This window comes from Roseomonas sp. GC11, from assembly GCF_024437745.1.
GTDB lineage: Bacteria > Pseudomonadota > Alphaproteobacteria > Acetobacterales > Acetobacteraceae > Pseudoroseomonas.
In genome coordinates this window covers 11,885-36,318 of sequence record NZ_JANFNY010000001.1, presented here as the reverse complement: position 1 = coordinate 36,318, position 24,434 = coordinate 11,885, and the positions used below count along the sequence as shown (strand labels likewise).

At 71.1% G+C, this 24,434-nt stretch carries 18 protein-coding genes; 6 read left to right on the top strand and 12 right to left on the bottom strand.

Translation table 11 applies throughout. The features are described 5' to 3' along the window. Window positions 1-5: 5 nt before the first annotated feature. The 3 genes from NON00_RS00155 to NON00_RS00145 are packed head-to-tail and all read right to left on the bottom strand — an operon-like array spanning window position 6 to window position 2,520. Window positions 6-542 carry a rod shape-determining protein MreD gene (locus NON00_RS00155; RefSeq protein ID WP_256016183.1) on the bottom strand — a complete coding sequence of 179 codons (537 nt, stop codon included), beginning with the start codon at window positions 540-542 and terminating at the stop codon, window positions 6-8. A 30-nt stretch (window positions 543-572) separates the two neighbouring features. Then, window positions 573-1,436 carry a rod shape-determining protein MreC gene (gene mreC, locus NON00_RS00150; RefSeq protein ID WP_256016180.1) on the bottom strand — a complete coding sequence of 288 codons (864 nt, stop codon included), beginning with the start codon at window positions 1,434-1,436 and terminating at the stop codon, window positions 573-575. A gap of 40 nt (window positions 1,437-1,476) precedes the next feature. After that, on the bottom strand, window positions 1,477-2,520 hold the full coding sequence (locus NON00_RS00145) for a rod shape-determining protein (protein WP_256016177.1): 1,044 nt from the start codon (window positions 2,518-2,520) through the stop codon (window positions 1,477-1,479). 185 nt (window positions 2,521-2,705) lie between these two features. Here NON00_RS00145 and NON00_RS00140 point away from each other — a divergent pair, with 185 nt between their 5' ends. After that, window positions 2,706-2,945 (top strand): YMGG-like glycine zipper-containing protein, encoded by a 240-nt coding sequence (locus tag NON00_RS00140; protein WP_256016175.1) that lies wholly within the window; start codon window positions 2,706-2,708, stop codon window positions 2,943-2,945. Between the two features lie 195 nt (window positions 2,946-3,140). Here the strand turns inward: NON00_RS00140 and NON00_RS00135 are convergent, their stop codons facing one another. Next, on the bottom strand, window positions 3,141-4,739 hold the full coding sequence (locus tag NON00_RS00135) for an ABC transporter substrate-binding protein (RefSeq protein WP_256016173.1): 1,599 nt from the start codon (window positions 4,737-4,739) through the stop codon (window positions 3,141-3,143). A 300-nt stretch (window positions 4,740-5,039) separates the two neighbouring features. On the opposite strand from NON00_RS00135, the gene NON00_RS00130 reads away from it, so the two are divergent. Then, window positions 5,040-8,495, top strand: a complete 3,456-nt coding sequence (locus tag NON00_RS00130) for an indolepyruvate ferredoxin oxidoreductase family protein (RefSeq protein WP_256016170.1) — start codon at window positions 5,040-5,042, stop codon at window positions 8,493-8,495. 39 nt (window positions 8,496-8,534) lie between these two features. On the opposite strand, the gene NON00_RS00125 is transcribed toward NON00_RS00130, so the two are convergent. From NON00_RS00125 to NON00_RS00110, 4 genes are read right to left on the bottom strand one after another with little or no spacing between them, the layout of a single operon-like run. Next, a complete protein-coding gene (locus NON00_RS00125) occupies window positions 8,535-10,475 on the bottom strand; it encodes an acetyl-CoA carboxylase biotin carboxylase subunit (RefSeq protein WP_256016167.1) in 1,941 nt (646 codons plus the stop codon). Beyond that, the gene (locus NON00_RS00120) at window positions 10,475-11,266 is read right to left on the bottom strand and encodes an enoyl-CoA hydratase-related protein (RefSeq protein ID WP_256016164.1); all 792 of its coding nucleotides are present in this window, start codon (window positions 11,264-11,266) and stop codon (window positions 10,475-10,477) included. Before NON00_RS00120 ends, NON00_RS00125 begins: the two co-directional genes overlap by 1 nt. Before the next feature lie 7 nt (window positions 11,267-11,273). Further along, window positions 11,274-12,881: a carboxyl transferase domain-containing protein gene (locus NON00_RS00115; RefSeq protein WP_256016161.1), complete on the bottom strand. Its 1,608-nt coding sequence runs from the start codon at window positions 12,879-12,881 to the stop codon at window positions 11,274-11,276. A gap of 10 nt (window positions 12,882-12,891) precedes the next feature. Continuing rightward, the gene (locus NON00_RS00110; protein ID WP_256016158.1) at window positions 12,892-14,049 is read right to left on the bottom strand and encodes an isovaleryl-CoA dehydrogenase; all 1,158 of its coding nucleotides are present in this window, start codon (window positions 14,047-14,049) and stop codon (window positions 12,892-12,894) included. Window positions 14,050-14,251: 202 nt separating this feature from the next. Between NON00_RS00110 and NON00_RS00105 the strand changes: the two genes are divergently transcribed. The 4 genes from NON00_RS00105 to rocD all read left to right on the top strand — a co-directional run bounded on the left by NON00_RS00105 (window position 14,252) and on the right by rocD (window position 17,592). Then, complete coding sequence (locus tag NON00_RS00105; protein WP_256016156.1) at window positions 14,252-14,845, top strand: TetR/AcrR family transcriptional regulator; 594 nt, start codon at window positions 14,252-14,254, stop codon at window positions 14,843-14,845. Continuing rightward, window positions 14,842-15,273 carry an Lrp/AsnC family transcriptional regulator gene (locus tag NON00_RS00100; RefSeq protein WP_256016153.1) on the top strand — a complete coding sequence of 144 codons (432 nt, stop codon included), beginning with the start codon at window positions 14,842-14,844 and terminating at the stop codon, window positions 15,271-15,273. The genes NON00_RS00105 and NON00_RS00100 overlap by 4 nt, the downstream gene beginning before the upstream one ends. Before the next feature lie 137 nt (window positions 15,274-15,410). After that, window positions 15,411-16,349 (top strand): arginase, encoded by a 939-nt coding sequence (locus NON00_RS00095; protein ID WP_256016150.1) that lies wholly within the window; start codon window positions 15,411-15,413, stop codon window positions 16,347-16,349. Between the two features lie 13 nt (window positions 16,350-16,362). Next, window positions 16,363-17,592, top strand: coding sequence for an ornithine--oxo-acid transaminase (gene rocD / locus NON00_RS00090; protein ID WP_256016148.1), 1,230 nt, complete (start codon window positions 16,363-16,365; stop codon window positions 17,590-17,592). 191 nt (window positions 17,593-17,783) lie between these two features. On the opposite strand, the gene NON00_RS00085 is transcribed toward rocD, so the two are convergent. The 4 genes from NON00_RS00085 to NON00_RS00070 form a co-directional block, all read right to left on the bottom strand. Next, on the bottom strand, window positions 17,784-19,370 hold the full coding sequence (locus NON00_RS00085) for a 2-isopropylmalate synthase (RefSeq protein ID WP_256016146.1): 1,587 nt from the start codon (window positions 19,368-19,370) through the stop codon (window positions 17,784-17,786). A gap of 313 nt (window positions 19,371-19,683) precedes the next feature. Then, complete coding sequence (locus tag NON00_RS00080) at window positions 19,684-21,996, bottom strand: methyl-accepting chemotaxis protein (RefSeq protein WP_256016143.1); 2,313 nt, start codon at window positions 21,994-21,996, stop codon at window positions 19,684-19,686. Between the two features lie 235 nt (window positions 21,997-22,231). Continuing rightward, complete coding sequence (gene puuE, locus NON00_RS00075; protein ID WP_256016140.1) at window positions 22,232-23,158, bottom strand: allantoinase PuuE; 927 nt, start codon at window positions 23,156-23,158, stop codon at window positions 22,232-22,234. A 34-nt stretch (window positions 23,159-23,192) separates the two neighbouring features. Then, window positions 23,193-24,260 carry a putative zinc-binding metallopeptidase gene (locus NON00_RS00070; protein WP_256016137.1) on the bottom strand — a complete coding sequence of 356 codons (1,068 nt, stop codon included), beginning with the start codon at window positions 24,258-24,260 and terminating at the stop codon, window positions 23,193-23,195. Window positions 24,261-24,434 lie beyond the last annotated feature (174 nt).

Genomic DNA, 24,434 nt, shown 5'->3' with positions numbered 1-24,434 from the left:
CCCTTTTAGGCCAGATCCTCGGCCCGGCGCATCGCCCGGTGGAGCCGCGTCAGCAGCGCGGCGATCGCGGGGTAGAAGCCGGCGCTGAGCGCGAACTGCACCAGCGCCGGGGCGAAGGGCGGCAGGCGGAGGTTCAGCACCGTCTGCAGCACGAAGCCCAGCGCCGCCGTGCCGGCGGCGAAGCCGGCGAAGACCAGCCATACCACCAGGAAGGACTGCCGCGCCAGGAAGCGCCGGAAGCGCAGCACCAGGCCATGCACCAGCAGCAGGCTCAGGATACCGGTGCCGAGCGGGGCGAAGCCCAGCAGATCCTGCAACAGCCCTATGCCGAAGCAGACAGGCGGCGACATGGCGGCGGGGCGGAAGACCGACCAGAAGAAGACACAGCCCAGCGCCACCGCCGGCAGGGCGGAGGGCAGCCCGACCGGCGTCGAGGTCAGGATCATCAGCAGCGCCGTGCTGACCGCCGGGAAGGCGGCCCGGGCCAGCGCGTCCAGCCGGCGCAGCAGGCCCATGGCGGGCTGCGGCCGCCCCTTCGCCATCGCGGTAGCCCTTTCCCGGCGTGGCGGCGCTCAGCGCCGCGGGCGCGGCTCCGGCCGCGCCACCGCCTCGGGCGGCAGGATGCCGGAGAGGCCGAAATCAAAGATCCGCAGCAGGTCCAGCTTGTCCAGCCGCGCGAAGAGCTCGACCTCCGGCGCGCCGCCCTCCGACCAGCGGACGACCCCCACCGGCAGCCCGGCGGGGAAGACCCCGGCCTCGGCGCTGGTCACCACGCGCTCGCCATCCTGCGGCGGCGTGCCCTCGGGCCAGTGCTGCAGGCGCGGGCGCTCGCCATTGGTGCCGGCCAGGATGGCGCGGGAGCGGCTGCCCTCCAGCACCACCGGGATGCGGCTGTTCATGTCCGTCACCAGCAGCACGCGGGCGGAGCGGTTGCCCACCTCCGTCACCCGCCCGGCGAGGCCGCGCTCATCCAGCGCCACCTGCCCCTTGCGGAGCGCGATGCCGGGCTGGAGGGAGAGCAGCACGGCGCGGGCATAGGTGCCGCCGGCATCGGCCACCACCTTGGCGGTGTGGAAGCTGGCCGGGGCCTCGGGCATGTAGCGCAGCTGCCGGCGCAGCAGGCCGTTCTCGGCCTCCAGCGCCAGGGCGGCGGCCTGCCAGCGGTGCAGCCGCTCATTCTCCTCGCGCAGGCGCGCATTCTCCTCGCGCATGGCGGCGAGGTAGCGCAGATCCTGCACGGCCTCGCGCAGCGCCGCCACCGGCTCGGACAGCACGCCGTAGATCGGCGCCAGCGCATCGGCCAGGGCCATGCGGCTGCGCTCGACCAGGACGGTGTCCGCCTTGCCCAGCAGCATCGTGCCGAAGGCGGCGGCAATCAGCACAGGCATCGTCAGGCGCGACAGCGCCTGACGCAAGGGGATGCTGAGACGGATCACGCAGCCTCCTGGCGCCCGGGCTCACCCCCGGGCGGCGTGCTCAGTACATGGAGGAGAGAACGTGGCGCAGACGCTTCATCTCATCAAGGGCGCGCCCGGTGCCCAGTGCGACGCAGGCCAGCGCGTCCTCCGCCACGGAGACGGGCAGGCCGGTGGCCTCGCGCAGCACCTGGTCCAGCCGCTGCAGCAGGGCGCCGCCGCCGGTCAGCACGATGCCCTTGTCGACGATGTCGGCGGCCAGCTCCGGCGGGGTGTTCTCCAGCGCCACCTTCACCGCCTCGACGATCTGGCTCACCGGCTCGGCGATCGCCTCGGCGATCTGGCGCTGGCTCACCACCACCTCGCGCGGGACGCCGTTCATCAGGTCGCGGCCCTTGACCTCGGTCATCGGGCCTTCCTCGCCATAGTCGGGGAAGGCGGCGGCGCCGATTTCCATCTTGATGCGCTCGGCCGTGCTCTCGCCGATCAGCAGGTTAAACTGGCGGCGGATATAGCTGATGATCGCCTCGTCCAGCTTGTCGCCGCCCACGCGCACGCTGCGGGCATAGACGATGCCGCCCAGGCTGATCACCGCCACCTCGGTGGTGCCGCCGCCGATATCGACGATCATGGAGCCGGAAGGCTCGGTCACCGGCAGGCCGGCGCCGATCGCGGCGGCCATCGGCTCCTCGATCAGCAGCACCTTGCGCGCGCCGGCGCTCTCCGCGCTCTCCTGGATGGCGCGGCGCTCGACGGCGGTGGAGCCGGAAGGCACACAGACAATGATCATCGGGCTGGCAAAGCCGCGGCGGTTGTGCACCTTGCGGATGAAATGCTTGATCATCTCCTCCGCCACCTCGAAATCGGCGATGACGCCGTCGCGCAGCGGCCGGATGGCGGCAATGTTACCGGGCGTGCGGCCGAGCATCTGCTTGGCTTCCTCGCCCACCGCCAATACCTGCTTGCGGCCGCGGATATCCGCGATGGCGACGACCGACGGCTCATTCAGCACGATGCCCCGACCCTTGACATAGACCAGCGTATTGGCCGTGCCGAGATCGATGGCCATGTCGGCGGAGAGGAAGCCGAACAGGCGAGAGAACATGCAGCGAACCTTCCAAGGTCAATCAGCCAGGGTGCCCCGCGTCTTTCCGCGCCTGGGGCGAAGGGCGCCGTGGCTTACCGTCCCAGGCGCCAAGGCTCAAGCGGCAATCCGCGCGCCGGGGCGCAACCTTCGCGGGCCTGCTGCGTTACAGGCGCATCCGAGCGTGAACTCCGAGGAACGCACCCATGCGTAAGACCACCCTTGCCCTCCTGGCCCTGGCCAGCCTTGGCCTCAGCGCCTGCGGCTATTCCACGGGCGACCGTGCGGCCTCCGGCGGCCTGCTCGGCGCGGGCGCCGGCGCGGCCATCGGCTCCCTCTCCGGCAATGCCGGCGCGGGCGCCCTGATCGGCGGTGCCGCCGGCGCCCTCGGCGGCGCCGTCACCAGCCCCAACCAGGTCAATCTCGGCCGCCCCGCCTGGCGCTGAGCCTTTCCTGGGGAGGCTCCGCCTCCCCAGACAGGGTTTTTTTGTTCTCTGGGGAGGCTCCGCCTCCCCAGACCCCTCCGCCGGGGTGGCACGGCCACCCCGGACCCCGCGATCCGTTGGCGCTTTCTGATGGCGGGGTCCGGGGGGACCCTGTCCCCCCGGCGGGGGTTCAGGGGGCGGAGCCCCCTGCCCTCTTCAGGCGGGCCGGATATTCCAGAAGGTGGCGAAGCCGCCGAGCATGCCCGTCAGGCTCGTGCGGTACGCGGTCGGCTGGATGTAGTTTCCCAGCGGATAATAAGGCACCTCTTCCAGGCTGATCTTCTGGATCTCCCGGCAGATGGCCTGCTGCGCCGCGAGATCGGGCGCCGCGAACCAGGATTGCCGCAAGGCTTCCGTGCGCGGGCTGACGGACCAGCCCGGATAGGCCGTGCCATTGCCGCGCAGCGCCAGATGCACCGCCGGGTTCAGCCAGTCCGTCCCGGCCCAGGAGCTGACGAAGGCGTTCCACCCGCCCTGTTCCGGCGGGTCCTTGCGGTTGCGGCGGGCGAGCAGCGTGCCCCAGTCGGTGGCGAGGTAGTCCACATTCATGCCGGCACGGCGCAGCATATCGGCCGCCACCTCGCCCTGTGCCTTCAGACCCACCGAGTCCGCCGGCACCAGGAGGACAACCTTCTCCCCCTTGTAGCCGGCGGCGGCGAGGTCGCGCTTCACGTTCTCGTAATTCCGCTCGCCTTCCAGGAAGCCCAGCCCCTCGCTGCTGGCCATCGGCGTGCCGGGGGCGAAATAGCCCAGCGGCGTGCGGTACATGCCAGGGTCGGCCCCGGTGATCGCCTCCATGAAGGCGCGCTGGTCCACCGCGCCGAACAGCGCGCGGCGGATCGCCGGGTTGTCGAAAGGCGGCTGGAGGTGGTTGACGCGCAGCATCGTCACCATCCCCGTCGGGTCGGGCACCGAGACACGCACCTGCCGGTTGCGCTTCAGCAGCGGCAGCATGTCGTGATAGGCGTATTCCATCCAGTCCTGCTCATTGGCCAGCAGGGCATTGGCCGCCGTGGCGGCATCGGGCTGGGTGGTCCACACCACGCGGTCGAAATGCACCTGCTTCGGGCCGGAGGTCCAGTTCGCCACCCCCTCCCCGCGCGGCTGGTAGCGCTCGAACCGCGCATAGACATTGCGCGCGCCGGGAACCCGCTCCTCCGCCACATAGCGGAAGGGGCCGGAGCCGATGACCTCCGGGATCTGCTTGAACGGGTCGGTCTCCGCCAGCCGCGCCGGCATCATGGCCGGCATGGGCGAGCCCGGCTTGCCCAGCGCCATGGGCAGCAGCGGGAAGGGCCGCTTCAGCCGGAAGCGGATGCTGCGGTCATCCGGGGCGGAGAGCTCGTCGGTCGCGGCCATCAGCGCCTCGCCGAAGGGGTCGCGCCGGGCATAGCGGCGGATGGAGGCCACGCAGTCGCGCGCCAGCACCTTCTCCCCGTCATGCCAGAGCAGGCCCTCGCGCAGCGTCAGCGTCCAGAGCCGCCCTTCCTCCTCCACCACATGCCCCGCCACCATCTGCGGATGCACGTTGAAATCGGTGTCCACGCCATACAGCGTGTCAAAGACGAGATAGCCGTGGTTCCGGCTGACATAGGCGGTGGAATAGACGGGGTCGAGATAGGCGAGGTCGAGCTGCGGGATGAAGCGCAGCGTGGTGGCGCCGGCGGCACGCACCAGGGCGGGCGCGGCGACGGTACCCAGGGAGGCACCGAGGCTTGCGGTCCCCAGGCCCTGCAGGAAATTGCGGCGCAGCATGGGCGGTTCCTTCTGTCAGGGACCGGCGTTGTTCTCCCGGAGGCCGCACCATGGCCCTGGCGGGGGCCTTCTGGCAACCGCGCGATCTGAAGAAGTTTCGTGTATCGCACAGCGATCCGGCAAAAAATCCTGCCGGATGAGGCACCGATGCTGCGCTGCTTCGGAAGATGCTTCGCCGCCGCCTGCCCTAGGCTTTCCGCCAACGAGAACAGGGAGGAAGGGAGCGTCCGCGCCCCCTGCGCGGCGCCCCCTCCGCCCGGCCATGCCGAACGGCGTGGCTGGCAGGGAGGTCCGCACCCAATGCTTGATGCCGCCATCGGTCCCGCCACGCGCCCGGGCAACACCACGGCCCGGCATTACCTCTCCGGGCTGCAGGCGCTGGCCCGCCTGCCGCTGCTGCAACGCCAGCGCGATGCCGCGGCGGGGCTGAACACGGCGGGCTTCGTCTCCGGCTACCGCGGCTCGCCGCTCGGCGGGCTGGACCAGGCGCTGTGGAAGCTCCGCCCCGAACTCGACGCCGCCACCATCCGCTTCCTGCCCGGGCTGAACGAGGATCTGGCGGCCACCGCCGTCTGGGGCACGCAGCAGGTCGGGCTCTTCCCCGGCGCGCGCCACCAGGGCGTCTTCGCCCTGTGGTATGGCAAGGGGCCGGGCGCCGACCGCAGCGTGGATGTCTTCAAGCACGCCAATGCCGCCGGCACCGCCCCCTTCGGCGGTGTGCTGGCCGTGGTGGGGGATGACCACGGCGCCAAATCCTCCACCCTGCCGCACCAGAGCGACCACATCTTCGCCGCCAGCATGATCCCCGTGCTGAACCCGGCCACGGTGCAGGAGATCATCGAATTCGGCCTGCATGGCTGGGCCATGTCGCGCTTCACCGGCAGCTGGGTGGCGCTGAAGGCGGTGTCCGACACGGTGGAAAGCTCGGCCGCGCTGAACCTCGACCCCTTCGCCATCGCGCCCCATATCCCGGCCGACATCGCCTTGCCGCCGGACGGGCTGAACATCCGCTGGCCCGATACGCCGATGGCGCAGGAATACCGCCTGCAGCGCTTCAAGCCCTATGCCGCCATGGCCTATGCCCGGCTGAACGGGCTGAACCGCGTGGTGCTGGACAGCCCGCGCGCCCGCTTCGGCATCGCCAGCACCGGCAAGTCCTGGCTCGATGTGTGCCAGGCCCTCGCCATGCTCGGCATCGACGACGCCCGGGCCGCCGCCCTCGGCCTGCGCCTCTTCAAGGTCGGCATGCCCTGGCCGCTGGATGCCGAGGGCACGCGCCACTTCGCCGAGGGGCTGGAGGAAATCCTCGTCGTCGAGGAAAAGCGCCAGCTCATCGAATACCAGCTGAAGGAACAGCTCTACAACTGGCGGGAGGATGTCCGCCCCCGCGTCATCGGCAAATACGCCGACCAGGGCGAATGGGATCTTCCTGTCCATGACTGGCAGCTTCCCGCCGCCGGGGAATTGTCCCCGGCGCTGATCGCCCGCGTCATCGCCCGCCGCCTCGCCCGCATCGCCCCGGATGCGGAGGTCGCCGCCCGTGCCGCCGCGCTCGAACAGAATGGCGGCGCGGCCACGCCGCTGGCCCTGCGCCCGCCGCATTACTGCAGCGGCTGCCCGCACAGCCGCTCCACCCGCGTGCCGGAGGGCAGCCACGCCCTCGCCGGCATCGGCTGCCACTACATGGCCCTCTGGCTGAACCCGGAGCAGACCCGCACCTTCAGCCAGATGGGCGGCGAGGGCGTGGCCTGGGCCGGCATGGCCCCCTTCACCGAGATGCCGCATATCTTCGTCAATCTCGGCGATGGGACCTATACCCATTCGGGCGTGCTGGCGGTGCGGCAGGCCGTCGCGGCGAAGCTTTCCATCACCTACAAGATTCTTTTCAATGATGCCGTCGCCATGACCGGCGGGCAGAAGGCGGAAGGCGGCTTCACCATCCCGCAGATCGTCGCGCAGCTCCAGGCGGAGGGCGTGCGCCGCATCGCCATCCTGGCCGAGGACCCGGCGCGCCACGCCGGCACGCGCTGGCCCGCCGGCGCCACCCTCCACCCCCGCGCCGATCTCGACGCCGTCCAGCAGGAACTGAAGAAAATCCAGGGCGTCACCGCGCTCATCTTCGATCAGGTCTGCGCCACCGAGAAGCGCCGCCGCCGCAAGCGCGGCCTGATGCCGGACCCGGGCCGGCGCGTCGTCATCCATGACCGCGTCTGCGAAGGCTGCGGCGATTGCAGCAGGGAATCCAACTGCCTCTCCGTCGTGCCGGTGGAAACCGAATTCGGCACCAAGCGCGCCATCGACCAATCCACCTGCAACAAGGATCTCTCCTGCCGCGATGGCTTCTGCCCCAGCTTCGTCACGCTGGAAGGCGGCCGCCCCCGCGCCGCCCGCGCCCTCGCCGGCAGCCTCCCCTTCCCCGCCGGCCTGCCGGAACCGCCGCAGCCGGCGCTGGAGGCGCCCTATGGCATCCTCGTCGCCGGCATCGGCGGCACCGGCGTGGTGACCATCGGCGCCCTGCTCGGCACCGCCGCGGCGCTGGAGGGCAAGGGCGTCACCGCCCTCGACATGGCCGGGCTGGCGCAGAAGGGCGGCCCCGTCTGGTCCCATATCCGCATCGCCCGGCGCCAGGAGGAGCTGCACGCCGCCCGCATCGCCGAGGGCGAGGCCGATCTTCTCCTGGCCTGCGACATGGTGGTGGCCGGCCTGCCGGATTCCGTCGCCCGGCTGCGCCCCGGCACCACCCGCGCCGTGGTGAATGCCGACATCGCCCCCACCAGCGAGACGGTGCGCGGCTTCGCCCGCCAGTCCCGCGCCGGCGATGCCACCGCCGCCCCCGCCCTGCCCGCCGGGGAACTGCGCACCCGCCTCGCCGCCACGGCGCAGGTGGAATTCCTCCCGGCCACGCGGCTGGCCACGGCGCTCTTCGGGGACTCCCTGGCGGCCAATCTCTTCATCATGGGCTATGCCTGCCAGCGCGGCTGGCTGCCCGTCTCCCCCGCCACGCTGCTGCGCGCCATCGAGATCAACGATGCCGCCGTGCCGATGAACAAGGCCGCCTTCGCCTGGGGGCGCAAGGCCGCGCTCGACCTCGAGGCCGTGCAGGCCCTCGCCACCCCGCGCGAAAAACTGAGCCAGACACTGGAAGACATCGTGGCCAGGCGCGTGGCGGAACTGACGGAATACCAGGATACCGGCCTCGCTGGCCGCTACGCCGCTCTCGTCGCGCGGGCCCGCGCCGCCGAGGCCAGCCGCGCCCCCGGCCAGCACGGCTTCGCCGAGGCGGTGGCCCGCCATCTCTACACCCTGATGGCGGTGAAGGATGAATACGAGGTCGCCCGCCTCTACACCCGGACGGATTTCCTGGAGCAGGTGAAAGGACAATATGAGGAAGCACCGCGCATCGTCTTTCACCTCGCCCCGCCTTTGCTGGGCGCGAAGAAGCGCGCCTTCGGGGCCTGGGTGCTGCCGCTCTTCCGCCTGCTGGCCCGCGCCAAAGGGCTGCGCGGGCGCTGGTGCGACCCCTTCGGGCACACCGCCGAACGGAAGCAGGATCGCGCGCTTCTCGCCGGGCATATCGCCACGCTAGAAAAAATCTTTTGCGAGATGACGGCGGAAAACCACGCCCTCGCCGTGCGGATCGCGGCGCTGCCGGGGCTCATCCGGGGCTATGGGGCGGTGCGGGAACGCCATGTCGAACAGGCGATGCAGCGGCGGGCAAGCCTGCTGAAAGAGTGGGATCAGGGGCTCCGCCCCTGAAACCCCGCCGGGGGGACAGGGTCCCCCCGGACCCCGCCATCAGTCAGGGCGAAGCGTGACCAGGACAGCGCCTTCCTCGACCATCAGGCCGGGGGAGACGCGCAGGCTCTCCACCACACCGGCACGCGGGGCGGGGAGCGTCAGTTCGGTTTTCATCGCTTCCAGCACCAGCAACGGGGCACCGCGCGCCACCGCCTGCCCCGCCTCCACCAGCACGCGGATCACCCGGCCGGGGATGGGGGCGCGCAGGCTGCCCTCGCCGGCGGCCTCGCCGGCGGCGGGCGCCAGCAGGTCCGGCACGCGGAAGCCATGCACCCGCCCGCCCAGCCAGAGCCACAGCGCATCGCCCTGCCAGCGCACCGCCCAGCCCTGCCGGTGGCCATCCAGCCGCACCGCATCCGGCCCGTCCGGCACCACCGCCATGCCCTCCACCCGCAGCCCACAACCGGGCAGCGGCGCCACCGCCAGGCGGCGGATCTCCGCCCCCTCGGCCAGGGCCAGCGGCGCCGCGGCCGCCGGGCCATTCAGCCGCCAGCCCGGCAGGGCCAGCCAGGGCGCGGCCCCACCCGGCGCATCGCGCTGCCACAGCGCCAGCGCCGCCGCCGCCCAGGCCTCCGGCGGCGCGGGCGGCGGGGCCTCCAGCAACGCGGGATGGCGCGCGATGAAGCCCGTATCCAGCTCCGCCGCCGCGAAACCGGGATGCGCCGCGATGCCGCGCAGCAGGTCGAGATTGCTCCGCACCCCGCCCACCGCACAGCCCGCCAGCGCCGCGCGCAGCCGCGCCAGCGCCACCGCGCGATCCTCGCCCCAGGCGATGATCTTCGCCAGCATCGGGTCGTAATAGGGCGTGACGGCATCGCCCTCCTCGACGCCGCTATCCACCCGCACCCCCTCGCCCCGCGGCAGGCGCAGCAGGCCGAGGCGGCCGGTGGCCGGCAGGAAATCGCGCGCCGGGTCCTCGGCATAAAGCCGCATTTCGATGGCGTGGCCGCGCAACAGCACCGCCTCCTGCCGCAGCGGCAGCGCCTCGCCATCAGCGACGCGGATCTGCCATTCGACGAGATCCAGCCCGGTGATGGCCTCGGTGACGGGGTGCTCCACCTGGAGCCGCGTGTTCATCTCCATGAAGAAGAACCCGTCGCCCTCGGCGATGAACTCCACCGTGCCGGCGCCGACATAGCCCACCGCCCGCGCCGCCGCCACGGCGGCCTCGCCCATCGCCGCGCGGCGGGCCGGGTCGAGGCCCGGGGCCGGCGCCTCCTCCACCACTTTCTGGTGGCGGCGCTGCAACGAGCAATCCCGCTCGAAGAGATGCAGGACATGGCCATGCGTATCGGCGAAGACCTGCACCTCGATATGGCGCGGTTGCTGCAGATATTTCTCGAGCAGCACACGGGAATCGCCGAAGGCCGCCTGCGCCTCGCGCTGCGCGCTTTCCAGCGCGGCGGGGAAGGCGGCGGCATCGGCGGCCACCTTCATCCCCTTGCCGCCGCCGCCCGCGCTGGCCTTGATCAACACCGGCCAGCCGATGCGCGCCGCCTCGGCCGCCAGCACCTCCGGCGCCTGTGCCTCCCCGTGATAGCCGGGCACCAGCGGCACCCCGGCCGCCTGCATCAGCGCCTTGGCCCGCGCCTTGTCGCCCATGGCGGCGATCGCCTCCGGCGGCGGGCCGATGAAGACCAGCCCGGCCTCCGCGCAGGCCCGCGCGAAAGCGGCATTCTCCGAGAGGAAGCCATAGCCCGGATGCACCGCCCAGGCCCCGCTGCGCCGCGCCGCCGCGATCAGCGCCGGGATGCTGAGATAGCTCTGCGCCGCGGCGGCGGGGCCGATCGGCAGCGCCTCATCCGCCAGCCGCACATGCCGCGCCCCCGCATCCGCCTCCGAATAGACGGCCACCGACAGAAAACCGAGGCGCCGCGCCGTGGCGATGATGCGGCAGGCGATTTCTCCCCTGTTGGCGACAAGGATCTTGCGCGGCATCAGCCTTCCCCCCGGGTCCAGTCGGGGGCGCGGCGGGCCAGGAAGGCGGCGATGCCCTCCTGCCCCTCGGCCGAGGCGCGGCGGGCGGCGATGCGCCGCGCCGTCTCGGCGGAATAGGCCGCATCCACCCCCCGCGCCTCGGCGAGGAAGACCAGCTCCTTCGCCGCCGCCACGGCGCCCGGCGCGTTGCGCAGCAGGGTCCTGGCCATCTCCGCCCCGGCGGCCTCCAGCTCCGCCTCCGACACCACCGCGTGCAGCAGGCCGATCTCCTGCGCCCGCGCGGCGCCGAAGACCTCGGCGGTCAGCGCATAGCGCCGCATCTGCCGGGCGCCGATGGCGGCGATGACATAGGGGCTGATGGTGGCGGGCGTCAGCCCCAGCTTCACCTCGCTGAGGCAGAAGCGCGCATGCTCGCTGCCCAGCGCGATATCGCAGCAGGCGACGAGGCCGATGCCGCCGCCATAGGCCGCGCCCTGCACCAGGGCGATGCTCGGCTTCGGCAGGCGGTCCAGCCGGTGCAGCATGGCCGCCATGGCGGCGGCGCCGGCCTCGTTCTCCGCCTCCGTCTGGGTGGCGGCGCGGCGCATCCAGTCCAGATCGGCGCCGGCGGAGAAACTGGCGCCGCTGCTGGCCAGCACCACCACACGCACCGCGTCATCGCCGGCGAGGCGGTCCAGCGCCGCCGTCAGCTCGGCGATCAGCGCATCGTCGAAGGCATTGTGGCGCTCCGGCCGGTTCAGCCGCAGCGTGACGATGCCGTGGGCATCACGGGTTTCGATCAGGGCGTTCATCACGGCCTCACATGCGGAACAGGCCGAAGCGCGTCGGCGGGATGGGGTCCTGGGCGGCGACCGCCAGGGCCAGGCCCAGCAGGTCGCGCGTCGCGGCCGGGTCGATCACGCCATCATCCCAAAGCCGGGCGCTGGCGTAATAGGGGTGGCCCTGGGTCTCGTACTGCGCGCGGATCGGCGCCTTGAAGTCTTCTTCCTGTTCCGGGCTCCAGGCTTCGCCGCGCGCCTCCAGCGCATCCCGCCGCAGCGTGGCGAGGACGGAGGCGGCCTGTTCGCCGCCCATGACGCCGATGCGCGCATTCGGCCACATCCACAGGAAGCGCGGCGCATAGGCGCGGCCGCACATGCCGTAATTTCCGGCGCCGAAGCTGCCGCCGGTGATGACGGTGAATTTTGGAACCTCCGCCGTGGCCACGGCATTCACCATCTTGGCGCCGTCCTTGGCGATGCCGCCCGCCTCGTATTTGCGGCCGACCATGAAGCCCGCGATGTTCTGCAGGAAGAGCAGCGGAATGCCGCGCTGCGCGCAGAGCTCGATGAAATGCGCCCCCTTCTGCGCGCTCTCCGAGAAGAGGATGCCATTGTTGGCGACGATGCCGACGGGATAGCCCCAGATGCGGCAGAACCCCGTCACCAGCGTCGGGCCGTAGAGGCGGCGGAATTCGTCGAACGCGCTGCCATCGGCGAGGCGGGCGATGATCTCGCGCGCCTCCACCGGCTGGCGCAGGCTGCGCGGCGCCAGGGCATGCAGGTCCGCCACCGGGTAGAGCGGCGGGCGCGGCGGCGCATCGGGCGCATAGGCCGGCACCACCGGCCGCAGCCCGGCGATGATGCGGCGGGCGATGCCGATGGCGTGGGCATCATCCTCCGCGATGTGGTCGGTGACGCCGGAGACGCGGCTGTGCAGTTCCGCCCCGCCGAGATCCTCGGCGGAGACGATCTCGCCCGTCGCCGCCTTCACCAGCGGCGGGCCGCCGAGGAAGATGGTGCCCTGGTTGCGGACGATGATGCTCTCATCGCACATGGCCGGCACATAGGCGCCGCCGGCGGTGCAGGAGCCCATGACCAGGGCGATCTGCGGGATGCCCGCCGCCGACATGCGCGCCTGATTGTAGAAGATGCGGCCGAAATGGTCGCGGTCGGGGAAGACCTCGTCCTGGTTGGGCAGGTTGGCGCCGCCGGAATCGACGAGGTAGAGGCAGGGCAGGCGGTTCTGCTCCGCGATCTCCTGGGCGCGCAGATGCTTCTTCACCGTCAGCGGATAGTAGGTGCCGCCCTTCACCGTGGCGTCGTTCGCCACGATCATGCAGGCACGGCCGCTGACCATGCCGATGCCGGCGATCAGCCCGGCCGAGGGCACTTCGCCGCCATACATCCCGAGCGCCGCCAGCTGGCCGATTTCGAGGAAGGGCGAGCCACGGTCCAGCAGCGCCTCGACGCGGTCGCGCGGCAGCAGCTTGCCGCGCGCGGTGTGGCGCTGCCGCGCCGCCTCGCCACCGCCGGCGCGGATGCGCGCGGCCGTGGCGTTGAGATCCTCCACCAGCGCGCGCATGGCTTCGGCATTGCCGCGCGCCTCGGGCGCGGCGGGGTCGAGGCTGGTCTCCAGCACGGGCATGGCGCCTTCCTCACTCCGTCTCGGCGAAGAGTTCGCGGCCGATCAGCATGCGGCGGATTTCGCTGGTGCCGGCGCCGATCTCGTAGAGCTTGGCATCGCGCAGCAGGCGGCCGGTGGCATAGTCGTTGATGTAGCCATTGCCGCCGAGGCACTGGATGGCCTCCAGCGCCAGGGCCGTGGCGCGCTCGGCGGCGTAGAGGATGGCGCCGGCCGAGTCCTTGCGCGTCACCTGGCCATGGTCGCAGGCGCGGGCGACGGTGTAGACATAGGCGCGGGCCGCGTTCATCTGCGTGTACATGTCGGCCAGCTTGCCCTGCATCAGCTGGAACTCGCCGATGGGGCGGCCGAATTGCCGGCGCTGATGCACATAGGGCAGCACCACGTCGAGACAGGCGCGCATGATGCCGAGCGGCCCGCCCGCCAGCACGGCGCGCTCGTAGTCCAGCCCGCTCATCAGGATGCTGACGCCCTGGCCCTCCTCGCCCAGGCGGTTTTCCAGCGGCACGCGGCAATCCTGGAAGACCAGCTCGCCGGTGTTGGAGCCGCGCATGCCGAGCTTGTCCAGCTTCCGCCCGACGGAGAAGCCCGGGAACCCCTTCTCCACCAGGAAGGCGCTGATGCCGCGCGGGCCGGGGGTGGGGTCGGTGCGGGCATAGACCACCAGCACATCGGCATCCGGCCCGTTGGTGATCCACATCTTGCCGCCGTTCAGCCGGTAATGGTCCTCCTGGCGCTCGGCGCGCAGGCGCATGCTGACGACATCGGAGCCGGCTTCCGGCTCGGACATGGCGAGGGCGCCGACATGCTCGCCGCTGATCAGCTTCGGCAGGTAGCGCGCGCGCTGCGCGGCATTGCCGTGGCGGCGGATCTGGTTGACGCAGAGATTGGAGTGGGCGCCGTAGGACAGCCCGACCGCGGCGGAGGCGCGGCTGATTTCCTCCATGGCGATGACGTGTTCGAGATAGCCCAGCCCGGCGCCGCCCTGCCCCTCCTCCACGGTGATGCCGAGCAGGCCGAGTTCCCCGAATTTGCGCCAGAGATCGGCGGGGAAGTCGTTGGCGGCATCGATGGCGGCGGCGCGCGGGGCGATCTCGCGGGCGGCGAAGGCGCGGATCTGGTCGCGCAGCGCCGCCACGGCCTCGCCCAGGCCGAAATCCAGCTCCTGCATCGGCGTGTTCCTCCTGCGGGCCGTGTCCCCGGCCCTGGAAACGAACATACGTTCGTTTCTGATGGACAGGCAAGCGCCTTGTGCCTAGGGAGTGGGTCGTTACTCCCTGACAGAAAACCCACTGGCAGAAAAAAGAAGGGGGTCAGGGGGAATTCCTTCCCCCTGCCTTCACTGTTCCTGGTTTTTCCCCCGAGGTCTCCCCATGGCGCGCATCCCCGGCTCTGATGGCCGCCGCACCGCGGCGCTGATCCGCGCGGCGGGGCTGGCGCTGATCCACCGGCATGGCTACGAGGCGATGAGCCTGCGGCAGCTGGCCGCCGAGGTGGGGCTGCAACCGGCCTCGCTCTACAATCATTTCCCGACGAAGCAGGCGCTGCTGCATGGGTTGATCCATGACCACATGGAGGCCCTGCTCTCCTCCACCGCCGCCGCCCTCTCGGCGGCTGCCCCGGACCCGCTCAGCCGGCTGCGCGCCTTCATCGCCCATCACCTGCTGTACCACCTGGAAAAGAAGCCCGAGGTCTTCATCGCCAATTTCGAGCTGCGCGCGCTGGAGGGGGAGAATCTGCGCGCCATCCTGGCGCTGCGCCGCCGCTATGAGATGCTGCTGACCGACATCCTGGAGGCGGGCATGGCGGCCGGGGTGCTGCGTCCGGGGGATGCACAGATCGCCGCCTATGCCATCCTGGCCATGCTGACCGGCGCCTGCACCTGGTACAGGCCGGAGGGGCGGCTGACGCGGGGGGAGATCGTGCGCATCCATACCGACCTGATCCTGCACGGCCACGCCGCATGACGGTGCTGGACGAGACGGACCGCGCCCTGCTGGCGCTGCTGCGCGCCGATGCCCGGCAGCCGCTGACCAGCCTGGCCGCTGCGCTGGACCTGTCGCGCGCCACGGTGAAGGCGCGGATCGAGCGGCTGGTGGAGCGCGGGGTGATCCAGGGCTTCACCGTGGTGCTGCGGCGGGAGGCGGAGCTGGCGCCCATCCGCGCCATCACCCTGGTGGAGATCGAGGGCAATGCGACGGAGCGGGTGACGCGCAAATTGCAGGGCCTGCCGCAGGTGGCGGCGATCCACGCCACCAATGGCCGGTGGGATCTGGTGCTGGAGATCGAGGTGGCGAGCCTGGAGGCTTTCGACGCCACGCTGCGCGAGATCCGGCATATCGAGGGCGTGGCGAACAGCGAGAGCAACCTGCTGCTGGCCCGGCGCAAGGGCTGACGATCTGCGCAATAAGACCGCGCAATCCGCGCGGCCTGAGGCACAGATCGCGCTCTTCTCCCACTCGTTTTCGCGCATTCCGCCCCGGCATAGTTCCGCCTCCCCCGTCCTGGCGCACGGGTGGCATGGAGGTGGCAATGGAGCGTTCGGGCCGGTTCCCGGTGATGTTCGGCGCGGCGATGGACCTGGGGGCCAGCCGTCGCGGCGCCGCCGCGGGGCCCGCGGCGTTGCGCCATGCGGGGCTGCTGCGGGCGCTCGGCCCCGGCGCGCGGGATGGCGGGGACCTGCCCCGCCCCGCCCCGCTGCCCGGCTTTTCCCACATCCAGCCGGCGCACCAGCCCGCGCACCACCTGGACGAGATCGCCGCCTGGGCGCGCGCGGTGCAGGCGCGGGCGGAGGGCATCCTGGCCGAGGGCGGCCTGCCCGTGCTGCTCGGCGGCGACCACAGCCTGCCGCTCGGCTCGGTGGCGGCCAGCGCGCGCCACGCGGCGGCGCTGGGGCGGCCGCTCTTCGTGCTGTGGATCGACGCGCATGGGGATTTCAACACCCCCGCCACCTCGCCCAGCGGCAATGTGCACGGCATGACCCTGGCCGCGCTCTGCGGCGAACCGGGCCTCGGCCCCGTCTGGGGCGCCGCCGCGCCGCCGCCGGTCGATCCGCGCCGCGTGCAGATCCTCGGCGCGCGCGACCTCGACGATGCGGAGGCGGAACTGCTCGCGGCGCGCGGCGCCGGGCTCACCGCCATGCCGGTGCTGCGCGCCGGCGGGGTGGCGGCGGCGCTGCTGCCCTTCCTCGCCCATGTGGCGGCGGAGGGCGGGCTGCTCCACCTCAGCTTCGACGTGGATGCGCTGGACCCGGAGCTGGCCCCCGGCGTCGGCACCCCCGTCCCCGCCGGGATGAGCCTGGCCGAGGCCGCCACCGCCCTCGCTTTGGTGCGGGAGAGCGGCTGCCTCGCCGCGCTCGACATCGTGGAGCTGAACCCGGCGCTCGACCGGGATGCGTGCAGCGCCCACCTGACCGTCGCCCTGATGACGGAGCTTTTCCCCCCGCCCCACCGCGCACGACGCGCCGCCTGACAGGAGGCTTGCCATGTCCCTCACCCTGCCCGCCCCCGCCGCGACCGCCGGCTTCATCGCCACCGAGCAGGCGCTGGGGGCGCAGAACTACAAGCCGCTGGACGTGGTGCTGACGCGCGGCCAGGGCATCTGGGTGTGGGATGTGGAGGGGCGGCGCTACATGGACTGCCTCTCCGCCTATTCGGCGGTGAACCAGGGGCATTGCCACCCGCGCATCCTGGCCGCGATGGTCGAGCAGGCGGGGCGCCTCACCCTCACCTCCCGCGCCTTCCGCAACGACCAGCTGGCGCTGTTCTACGAGGAGATCGCGGCGCTCACCGGCTCCCACAAGGTGCTGCCGATGAACAGCGGCGCGGAGGCGGTGGAGACGGCGCTGAAATCCGTCCGCAAATGGGGCTACGAGGTGAAGGGCGTGCCGGAGGGGCAGGCGGAAATTCTGGTCTGTGACGAGAATTTCCATGGCCGCACCCTGGGCATTGTCGGCTTCTCCACCGACCCGGAGGCGCGCGGGCATTTCGGCCCCTTCGCGCCCGGCTTCCGCGTCATCCCCTTCGGCGACGCGGCGGCGCTGGAGGCGGCCATCACCCCCAACACCGTGGCCTTCCTGGTGGAGCCGATCCAGGGCGAGGCCGGGGTGCGCATCCCCCCCGCCGGCTATTTCCGCCAGGTGCGGGAGATCTGCACCCGCCACGATGTCACGCTGATCCTGGACGAGATCCAGACCGGCCTCGGCCGCACCGGCCGCCTGCTGGCGGAGGAGCATGAGGGGATCGAGGCGGATGTGACCCTGGTGGGCAAGGCGCTCTCGGGCGGGTTCTACCCGGTCTCGGCGGTGCTTTCGAACTCGGCGGTGCTCGGGGTGCTGAAGCCGGGGCAGCATGGTTCCACCTTCGGCGGCAACCCGCTGGCCTGCGCCGTGGCGCGCATGGCGCTGCGCGTGCTGACGGAGGAAGGGATGATCGCGAATGCCGCCCAGCAGGGGGCGCATTTCCAGGCGGGGCTGCGCGGCATCCGCAGCGACATCATCCGCGAGGTGCGCGGGCGCGGGCTGATGATGGCGGTGGAGCTTCACCCGGAGGCGGGCGGCGCCCGGCGCTACTGCGAGAAGCTGCGGGAGCGCGGCATCCTGGCCAAGGACACCCATGACCACACCATCCGCATCGCCCCGCCCCTGGTGATCACGCGCGATCAGGTGGAATGGGCGGTGGAGCAGTTTGACGGGGTGCTGGGCGGAGAAGCCTAGCCTTGGGGAGGCGCTGCCTCCCCAAACCCCTCCGCTGGAGGGACAGGGTCCCCCCAGACCCCGCCTTCAGGGGGCGCCAACTGACCGCGGGGTCCGGGGTGGCCGTGCCACCCCGGCGGGGGTCCAGGGGGCAGCGCCCCCTGGCTTTGCCCCTGGCTTTGCCCCCTGGCCTTTGCCCCCTGGCCTTTGCCTCAGGCCGGCGTGCGCATGATCTCCGGCGGCGCGGTGCGGGCGCGCTTGGCCAGCAGCTTGTTCAGCGCGTGGATATAGGCGCGGGCCGAGGCGATGATGGTATCCGTATCCGCGCCCTGGCCATCCACCAGCTTGCCATCCTCCTCCAGGCGCACGGTGACGCGCGCCTGCGCATCCGTGCCACCGGTGACGGACTGCACGGCATAGAGCTTCAGGTTGGCCTTGTGCGGCACCACCTGCTGCAGGGCGTTGAAGGTGGCATCCACGGCGCCATCGCCACCGGCCACGCCATCGCAGGCCTCGCCATCCACTTCCAGCGCCACGCTGGCGGTCGGGCGGGTGCCCAGGCCGGTGGCCACCGTCAGCGCCAGCAGCTTCACGCGGGTCTGGGCGCGCATCACCTCGTCATCCACCAGGGCGACGATATCCTCGTCGTAGACGGACTTCTTGCGGTCGGCCAGGTCCTTGAAGCGGCGGAAGGCGTCGTTCAGCTGGTTGTCGCCCAGGGTGTAGCCCAGGCTGGCCAGCTTGTCGCGGAAGGCGGCGCGGCCGGAATGCTTGCCCAGCACCAGGGAGTTGGTGGCCCAGCCCACGCTCTCCGGCGTCATGATCTCGTAGGTGGTCTTGTCCTTCAGCACGCCATCCTGGTGGATGCCGCTCTCATGCGCGAAGGCGTTGCGGCCGACGATCGCCTTGTTGGGCTGCACGTCGAAGCTGGTGATGGTGGCCAGCAGGCGGCTGGTCTTCAGGATGTTCTGGGTGACGATATTGGTCGTGTAGGGCAGCACATCGGCGCGGGTGCGCAGCGCCATGGCCACCTCCTCCAGCGCGGCATTGCCGGCGCGCTCGCCGATGCCGTTGATGGTGGCCTCCACCTGCCGCGCCCCGGCGCCCAGCGCCGCCAGCGTATTGGCCACCGCCAGCCCCAGATCGTCATGGTTGTGGGCGGAGAAGATCACGCCCTCCGCGCCCGGCACGCGCGCGCGCAGCATGGCGAAGATGCGGGCGATATCCTCCGGCACGGCATAGCCGACCGTGTCGGGGATGTTGATGGTGGTGGCGCCGGCCTTGATCGCGGCCTCGACGCAGCGGCACAGGAAATCCGGGTCGGTGCGGCTGCCATCCTCGGCCGACCACTCGACATCGGCCACATGGTTGCGCGCCAGGGCGACGGACTTGCTGATGGCCTCCAGCACCTCCTCGCGGCTCATGCGCAGCTTGACGCGCATATGCAGGTCGGAGGTGGAGAGGAAGGTGTGGATGCGCTGGCGGGCGGCGGGCTTCACCGCCTCCACCGCGCGCAGGATGTCGCCGGGGGCGGAGCGCGACAGGCCGCAGACCACCGGCCCGTCCTTGGCGAAGCGCTGGGCGATGGACTGCACGCTCTCGAAATCGCCCTGGCTGGCGATGGGGAAGCCGGCCTCCATGACATCCACGCCCAGCTCGGCCAGGGCCTCGGCCATGCGCAGCTTCTCCTCCAGGTTCATGGAGAAGCCGGGGGACTGCTCGCCATCGCGCAGCGTGGTGTCGAAGACGATGACGCGGTTGGCGTCGATGCTGCCGAAGCTCGGGTGGTTGATGGCCATGGGGGCGTTCCTTCGTTCTGACTTATGCCGTGCCGCGAGAGGCGCGCGTGGCGCCTGAGGGGGGTGCCCCCCGGGGTCTATCCCCTGAGCGATGCCGGCAGGTCAGCCGGGCGTCACGCCCAGGGGCGGCTAAGTCGAAGGAGAAGGAGGCCGGAAAGCGCGCGCGCGGTGACGGCGGCGGGGCCGTTCATCAGCACGGAAAGGCGCGCGGTGGCGTTCATGCTCGCGACGATAGGCAGGGCGCGGGACGGGGGCAAGCGGTTTCTCGGCCCCCGCCCGTTTTTGCTCCACCTGTCCCGCCCAGGCCCCGCCCTCACGCCGCGCGCACGGAGCGAAGGAATTCATCCGCCTTGCTGCGCAGGGCCGCCGCCTGGCCCGAGAGCCCGCCCGCGGCCTCCAGCACCGAGGCCGCGGCCTGCCCCGTCTCCGAGGCGGCGGCGCTGACATCGCCGATGCGGCGGCTGACGGCCTGCGTGCCGTCCGAGACCTGGGCGGCGCTGCGGGCGATCTCCTGCGTGGCGGCGGATTGCTCCTCCACCGCGGCGGCGATGGTGGCGGTCACCTGGTTCATCCGCTCCACCGTGGCGCCGATGCCGCGCAGCGCCGCCACCGCCTGGGCGGTGCTGCCCTGGATGGACTGGATCTGGCTGGAAATCTCCTCCGTCGCCTTGGCCGTCTGGCTGGCGAGGTTCTTCACCTCGCTGGCGACGACGGCGAAGCCCTTCCCCGCCTCCCCCGCCCGCGCCGCCTCGATGGTGGCGTTGAGGGCGAGCAGGTTGGTCTGCCCGGCGATGTTGCTGATCAGCTCCACCACCTCGCCGATGCGCTCGGCGGCCTCGGAGAGGCTGCGGATGGTGGCATCGGCGCGGCGTGTCTCCTCCGCCGCGTCGCGCGCCACGGTGGCGCCGCTCTGCACCTGCCGCGTCACCTCGGCCACGCTGGCGGCCAGCTCCTCGGCGCTGGCGGCCACGGCCTGCACGCTGCTGCCGGCCTGCTCGCTGGCGCTGGCCACGGCCGTGGCCTCCTCGCCCGAGCGGCGGGCGCTGCCGCTCATGCCGCGCGCGGACTCCTGCAACTCGGTGGCGGAGCGCGCCACGGCGGCCACCACCGCGCCCACCTCCGCCTCGAAGCTCTCGGCGAGGCGTGCCTGGGCGGTGACGACGGACCAGCTCAGCATCGGGCCGAGATACTGCCCGCGCGCATCGCGGATGGCGGTGGCGCGGAGCGAGAGCACCTCCTCCCCCAGCCGGATCTGCCCGGCATAGGGCAGGCGCGCGGGGTCGGCGAGCAGGGCGCGCAGCGGCTGCGGGTTGCGCGGGTCGTTGAGCACGTCGATGCTCTGCCCCTCCAGCTCGGCCACCTTGCAGGCCAGCGCCTTCTCCATCCGCGCCAGCTCCGCCTTGCTGGTGGCGTTGGCGTAGGTGATGCGCAGCGCCCCACCCGGCTCGCACACCATGACGCCGAGCGGCACCTGCTCCAGCATCTGCCCCTGGGCGAAGGCGCGGGTGACGGTGGCCTGCAGGCTGCGCAGCGCCCCGGCGATGATGCCGATCTCGTCCCTGCGGCCCTCGCCGGCGATCTTCTCCGTCACCTCGCCGCGCGCCAGGGCGGCGACCATGGCGGAGAGCGCGTTCAGCGGCCGGCCGATGGCGCGGGCATTCATCAGGCCGAGGCCGATCAGCAGCGCCGCCATCACCGCGCTGACCAGCGGCATGGCCATGCGCGCCATCTCCAGGCTGGCATTCAGGCGCGCGACGGTGGTTTGCTCCTCGATCTCCATCGCCGAGGCGGCGGCCTCCAGGGCGGCCTCCATCCTTTCGCGGTTGGGCACCACGCCGGTGCGGCGCAGCATCTCAATCGCGTCCAGCGAGGCCAGAACCCCCTCCGCCAGGACCGCCATCTGCTCCGCCTGCGCCGTCAGCGGGCGCAGATCGACCGGGTTGGGCGGCAGGTTGGCCAGGGGCCGCAGATAGACGCGCATCTGCTGCGCGGCGCTGATGACACGCCGCCTGCGCGCCTCATCCGCCATGCTCAACTCCTCCAGCAGGGCGATGCGGATATCCGTGGCGGCGCGGTTCAGGGCCAGCAGGCGCTGGCGCCGCTCGTCGCGCTCGGGCGAGGCGGGCGCGAATTCCATCTCGCCCGCCGCCAGTTCGAAGCGGCGCTCATACTCCCGGCCGGTGGCGAAGAAGCGGTCCCGTGTCGCCAGCAGCTGCCGCCGCTCGGCGATCACGCGCTGCCGCACCTCGCCATATTCCCGGAAGCGCTCCAGACCATCGCGCAGCGCTGCCTGAACGGCAGGGCTGGTGGCATCGCGCAGCGCCTCGCGGGCAAGGTTTTCGGCCTTTGCCATCGCTTGCGCACCGAGCCCCTCCGCCCTGTCAAGATCCCGCGGCATGTCGGCGTTGATGACGTCCCGCAGATGCACGCGGGCTTCGTTCACCACGACCTCGATATGGATCAGGCGGCTGCTCACCTGATCCGCCGTCACCTCCTGCGCGAAATTCTCCTCGATCTGGCCGAGCGCATTCCAGACGACGGCAATCATGCCACCCAGCAGCAGCAGCGGCAGGATGGCGGCAAGCGCGAGCTTCCGCCCGACGCTGAGATTGGCCAACAGGGTCATTTTGCCTCCACAACAGGATGCCGCTATGCAGCAAGACTGATGAAGGCAAAGTTAAGCGCGAGAGACGCAGCCGGTTACCGCAGTTCCGGCCAACGGGCGATGCAGAGGAGTTGAAAAACAACGCGTTCTTTTTTGAAAAAAAGAACCAAAAAACTTTTCAGCCCCGCACCCCGCCCGGCCGGGCGGGCGGGATGCGATAACGGGGGGAAGTGTTTTTTATTCGGGAAAATAAGAATCAGGCCGCCGGCGGATGCACGGAAAGCCAGTGCCGCGCGATCTCCTCCCGCGTCGCCACCCAGACATCGGGGCAGGCCGCCACATGCTCCAGGAAGCGCGCCAGCGCCGCCGCGCGGCCCGGACGGCCCACCAGCCGGCAATGCAGGCCAACACTCATCATCTTCGGGGCCGTCCGGCCCTCCTCGCGCAGGAAATCGAGCGCATCCGTCAAATGCTGCGTGAAGCCGTCATTCGCCGTGAAGCCGGGCGGCACGGCGAACTTCATGTCATTGTTGTCCAGCGTATAGGGCAGGATCAGCAGCGGCTTGCCGGCCACTGTCACGTAATAGGGCAGGTCGTCATCATAAGCATCGCTGTCGTAGAGAAAGCCGCCCTGCTCGGCCACCAGGCGCCGCGTCTGCTCGCTGATGCGCCCCGTATACCAGCCCACCGGCGGGCGGCCGGTGATGCGGTCGATCGTCTCGACGCAATCGGCGATGTGGCGGCGCTCCGTCTCCTCATCGACATGCTGGTAGTTGATCCAGCGCCAGCCATGGCTGGCCACCTCATGCCCCGCCTCGACAAAGGCCCGGCCCACCGCGGGGTTCAGCTCCAGCGCGCGGCCAACGGCATAGACGGTCAATTTCATGTGATGGCGGGCGAACATCCGCAGCACCCGCCACACACCCGCCCGCGCGCCATAATCGAACTGGCTCTCCTTGCCGATATCGCGCATCCCGAGCACCGGAACCCCGCCCGGCGTCTCATTGAGATAAATCTCGCTGCCGGCATCGCCGTTCAGCACCGTGTTCTCACCCCCTTCCTCATAATTGAGGACGAAGGAGAGCGCGACGCGCGCCCCATTGGGCCATTTCGGGTCCGGCGGCGTGGCGCCGTAGCCGACGAAATCGCGGGGATAGCAGCTTTCGGGTGCGAGCTTGGTCATGGCCCCGCCAGCCTGCGGCGGCGCGCGGCGGCGGTCAATCACCCCAGCGCTGGCCATGCACCAGCGCCTGGATGAAGGCCAGCTTCCGCACCACCACCGGGGACAGCACGAAGGGATAGAGGTCCGGCGTGCCCATGCAGCGGTTGAGGCTGTTCACCGCCGCCGTCAGCGGCACCCAGGCCTCCATCAGCGGCGCGATCCGCGTGGCGCGATAGGGGTCGACATCCACCTCCGCCGCCAGCTCCCCCCCCGGGTCCACCCGCGGCGCGATGCCCAGGCCGAAGGCCCGCGCCATTTCCAGCGTGTCCACGATGTGCAGGTAATGCGCCCAGGTCTCGGCGAAATCCTCCCAGGGATGGGCGGTGGCATAGGCGCTGACGAAATGCTCCTGCCAGTCGGCCGGCGGGCCCTCGGCATAATGGCGTTGCAGGGCAGTGCCGTAATCCTGGCCGTCATCGCCGAAAACGGCGCGGCACTCCGCCAGCCGCCCGCCATCGCGCACCAGGCGGTCCCAGAAGTAATGCCCGGATTCATGGCGGAAATGGCCGAGCAGCGTGCGGTAGGGCTCGCCCATGGCGGTGCGGCGGCGGGTGCGCTCGGCATCATCCGCCTCGGCCAGGGCCAGGGTGATCAGGCCATTGTCATGCCCCGTGATCACGCGCGGCGCATCCCAGGCCGGCGGGTCGGCCAGCACGTCGAAGGCCAGGCCCGTCTCCGGCGCCTCGTCCCGGTTCCGCAGCGGCAGGCCGAGGCGCAGGAAGCCATAGACGGCCCGCCGCTCCGCCGCCTGGATCTTCCGCCAGCCCTCCAGCCGCCCGGCGCAGGACAGGTCCGGGATGGTGCGGTTGTGCCGGCAGGCGAGGCAGAATTCCTCCCCGCTCTCCAGCGGCACCAGCCAGTTGCAGGCCCCATGCGCGGCATTGGCGCAGAACCGGAAAAGCCGCCCCGGCTCGGCCCGCGCGCGCCAGGCCCCCCCCTCCGCCTCCAGGGCGGAAAGGCGGTTCGGCCACGGCAGATAGCCAAGCGCGGAACCACAGCGCTCGCAGCGCGTATTCTCGAAATACAGGGTCTGCCCGCACACCTCGCAGGTGAACAGCCGCATCGCGCATTCTCTCCCTTCGGGGCGGTGTTGCAACGGAGACGCCGCGAGGCGGTTGCAGCAAACAAAAAAGAGGCGCGGGGGAAAGAATTCCCCCACACCCCCTTCTTTTTTCTTTCAGTGGCCGGTCAGGGCCGAAACGCGGTCGCCACACACAGCCAGTACTCCGGCCCAGTG

What these genes read in the sequence shown, in the direction of transcription:
- NON00_RS00155 (WP_256016183.1), bottom strand. Translation starts at nt 542, where the DNA reads ATGGCGAAGGGGCGGCCGCAGCCCGCCATGGGCCTGCTGCGCCGGCTG.
- NON00_RS00145 (WP_256016177.1), bottom strand. Translation starts at nt 2,520, where the DNA reads ATGTTCTCTCGCCTGTTCGGCTTCCTCTCCGCCGACATGGCCATCGAT.
- NON00_RS00140 (WP_256016175.1), top strand. Translation starts at nt 2,706, where the DNA reads ATGCGTAAGACCACCCTTGCCCTCCTGGCCCTGGCCAGCCTTGGCCTC.
- NON00_RS00135 (WP_256016173.1), bottom strand. Translation starts at nt 4,739, where the DNA reads ATGCTGCGCCGCAATTTCCTGCAGGGCCTGGGGACCGCAAGCCTCGGT.
- NON00_RS00130 (WP_256016170.1), top strand. Translation starts at nt 5,040, where the DNA reads ATGCTTGATGCCGCCATCGGTCCCGCCACGCGCCCGGGCAACACCACG.
- NON00_RS00125 (WP_256016167.1), bottom strand. Translation starts at nt 10,475, where the DNA reads ATGCCGCGCAAGATCCTTGTCGCCAACAGGGGAGAAATCGCCTGCCGC.
- NON00_RS00120 (WP_256016164.1), bottom strand. Translation starts at nt 11,266, where the DNA reads ATGAACGCCCTGATCGAAACCCGTGATGCCCACGGCATCGTCACGCTG.
- NON00_RS00115 (WP_256016161.1), bottom strand. Translation starts at nt 12,881, where the DNA reads ATGCCCGTGCTGGAGACCAGCCTCGACCCCGCCGCGCCCGAGGCGCGC.
- NON00_RS00110 (WP_256016158.1), bottom strand. Translation starts at nt 14,049, where the DNA reads ATGCAGGAGCTGGATTTCGGCCTGGGCGAGGCCGTGGCGGCGCTGCGC.
- NON00_RS00105 (WP_256016156.1), top strand. Translation starts at nt 14,252, where the DNA reads ATGGCGCGCATCCCCGGCTCTGATGGCCGCCGCACCGCGGCGCTGATC.
- NON00_RS00100 (WP_256016153.1), top strand. Translation starts at nt 14,842, where the DNA reads ATGACGGTGCTGGACGAGACGGACCGCGCCCTGCTGGCGCTGCTGCGC.
- NON00_RS00095 (WP_256016150.1), top strand. Translation starts at nt 15,411, where the DNA reads ATGGAGCGTTCGGGCCGGTTCCCGGTGATGTTCGGCGCGGCGATGGAC.
- rocD (WP_256016148.1), top strand. Translation starts at nt 16,363, where the DNA reads ATGTCCCTCACCCTGCCCGCCCCCGCCGCGACCGCCGGCTTCATCGCC.
- NON00_RS00085 (WP_256016146.1), bottom strand. Translation starts at nt 19,370, where the DNA reads ATGGCCATCAACCACCCGAGCTTCGGCAGCATCGACGCCAACCGCGTC.
- NON00_RS00080 (WP_256016143.1), bottom strand. Translation starts at nt 21,996, where the DNA reads ATGACCCTGTTGGCCAATCTCAGCGTCGGGCGGAAGCTCGCGCTTGCC.
- puuE (WP_256016140.1), bottom strand. Translation starts at nt 23,158, where the DNA reads ATGACCAAGCTCGCACCCGAAAGCTGCTATCCCCGCGATTTCGTCGGC.
- NON00_RS00070 (WP_256016137.1), bottom strand. Translation starts at nt 24,260, where the DNA reads ATGCGGCTGTTCACCTGCGAGGTGTGCGGGCAGACCCTGTATTTCGAG.